The sequence below is a fragment of the Sulfurovum sp. bin170 genome (assembly GCF_010892395.1).
In the GTDB taxonomy this organism is placed as follows: Bacteria; Campylobacterota; Campylobacteria; order Campylobacterales; family Sulfurovaceae; genus UBA1140.
Window position 1 is genome coordinate 1 of the sequence record NZ_JAACKB010000373.1, and the last position, 2,258, is coordinate 2,258.

Here is a 2,258-nt window from a genome sequence, read left to right on the forward strand (position 1 = left end):
GAGTTCAACGAGGACTCGTGTAAGTTTCGAGACAGGTATCTATCAGCTAGGTGGTGTGGGTCTTTTTTTATCCTCTAATGATATTCAGTTGGGTCGTGGTGAGCCTATGAAAGATACAGCTAGAGTGATAAGCCGTATGGTTGATATGGTCATGATACGAACTTTTGAGCAGAGTAAAATAGAGGAGTTTGCACGATACTCAAAAGTACCTGTTATTAATGGGTTAACTGACGCTTATCATCCTGTACAGCTTATGGCTGACTATCTAACTATCCTAGAGTGTGGTATAGACAACCCTATAGTTGCTTATGTAGGTGATGGAAACAATCTTACTCACTCATGGCTTATGTTGTCTGCAAAGCTAGGTTTTGAACTTCGTATCGCTACACCTAAAGGTTATGAGAGTGATGCGACTATAGTTGCAGAAGCTTTAGAGATAGCAAAAGAGAGTGGAGCCAAGATTAGCTTTAGCAATGACCCCAAAGAGGCAGTAGCAGGAGCGACCGTTGTCACAACTGATACTTGGGTATCTATGGGGCAAGAGGATGAAAAGGCAGAACGATTAAAAGCTTTTGATGGTTATATTGTAGATAGTTCATTGATGGCATTGGCACAAAAAGATGCTATATTCTTGCATTGTCTTCCTGCTTATAGAGATTATGAGGTGAGTGAAGAGGTGTTTGAACAATATGCAGATGAGATTTTTTTAGAAGCAGAGAATAGACTACATGCTCAAAAAGGTGTTATGGTCTGGTTAGACCAACAAAGAAGAGTGAATAATTGATAAAGAGCAACTATTAATAGGCAATTATATGATATTGTTAATATAATAGTTTACACAAGGAAATAGAAATTTAATGAGTAATATTGATTTTGAGAAGTTCTCCAAATACTCTAAACCTGGACCTAGATATACCTCTTATCCAACGGCATTAGAGTTTAGTAGTGATTTTAAGTATGATAGGTATATAGAGTTTTTAGAGAACTCTACAGAGAAGCTTTCGCTTTATGTACACCTTCCATTTTGTCGTTCGGCTTGTTATTTCTGTGGATGTAATGTTGTTTTTACCTCCAAAGAGAAGAAGTTGAGTAGATATATTGAGTATCTAAAAAAAGAGGTAGATATATTAGCAGAGCATATTGATACAACTCGTGAGGTGATTCAGTTTCACTTTGGTGGGGGGACACCTACTTTTTATAAAGCTTTTGAGCTTGATGAGATAGTTTCGTATATTAAGTCAAAGTTTCCAAACTGGAGTAGTGAAGCAGAGATAAGTTGTGAAATTGACCCACGGTTTTTTAATGAAGAGCAGATGATAGTTTTTAAAAAACATGGTTTTAATCGTATCAGTTTTGGTGTACAGGATTTGGATGAGAAGGTTCAAAAAGAGATTCATAGGATACAGCCTTTAGAGTTGACAAAAAAAGCAGTTGAGTTGGCACGAAAATATGGAATCAACTCTATTAATACAGACTTTATCTATGGATTACCATATCAAACACTAGAGAGTTTCAAAAAAACCTTGGAGCTATCAACGCAACTAAATCCTGATAGAGTGGCTGTATTTAATTATGCTCATGTGCCGTGGTTGATGAAGACTATGCGTAAGTTTGATGAGACCACACTGCCAAGTCCAGATGTTAAGCTACAAATTTTCAGATATACCATTGATTTCTTTGATAGTCATGGATATAGAATGGTAGGAATGGATCACTTTGCCAAACCAGAAGATGAGCTTTTTGGTGCTATAGAGAAGGGTGAACTTCATAGAAACTTCCAAGGTTACACTACGAGAGGTGGTTCAAATCTTGTAGGAATTGGACTTACTAGTATTGGTGAGGGGAGTCGTTATTATGCTCAAAACACCAAAGATATGAAACTCTATGAAGAGGCATTGGAGAGTGGCAGACTTCCTTTTGAGAGAGGGGTTGTGCTTAGTGATGATGATTTTTTGCGAAAAGCTGTTATTATGGAGTTGATGGCAAATTTTCATATTGATATAAAGCGAGTAGAAAAAGAGTATAGTATTGATTTTTCTGAATATTTTGGAGATGCTTTGGAGGCACTACAAGAGTTTGCAGATGCTGATTTAGTTGAGATAGATGAGAATGAGATAAAGGTAAGCACGACTGGGACACTGCTTATACGAAATATTGCAATGCCTTTTGATGCTTATATGAAAAAATATGCACAGAGTAAGAAATCCTTTTCTAAGACGGTGTAGGTCGGGGTGTCCTCTCCCCGACAAAAACATACA

At 37.2% G+C, this 2,258-nt stretch carries 2 protein-coding genes; both read left to right on the forward strand.

Features of this window, described 5'->3' with window-relative positions; translation table 11 throughout:
- The coding region (argF, locus tag GSY74_RS08915; RefSeq protein ID WP_164664757.1) for an ornithine carbamoyltransferase at positions 1–784 on the forward strand (784 nt) is incomplete at its 5' end.
- Positions 785–857: 73 nt separating this feature from the next.
- Entirely contained in the window at positions 858–2,225 is a 1,368-nt protein-coding gene (gene hemN, locus GSY74_RS08920; RefSeq protein WP_164664758.1) for an oxygen-independent coproporphyrinogen III oxidase, read from the forward strand.
- The last annotated feature ends 33 nt before the right edge of the window (positions 2,226–2,258 follow it).

What these genes read in the sequence shown, in the direction of transcription:
- hemN (WP_164664758.1), top strand. Translation starts at nt 858, where the DNA reads ATGAGTAATATTGATTTTGAGAAGTTCTCCAAATACTCTAAACCTGGA.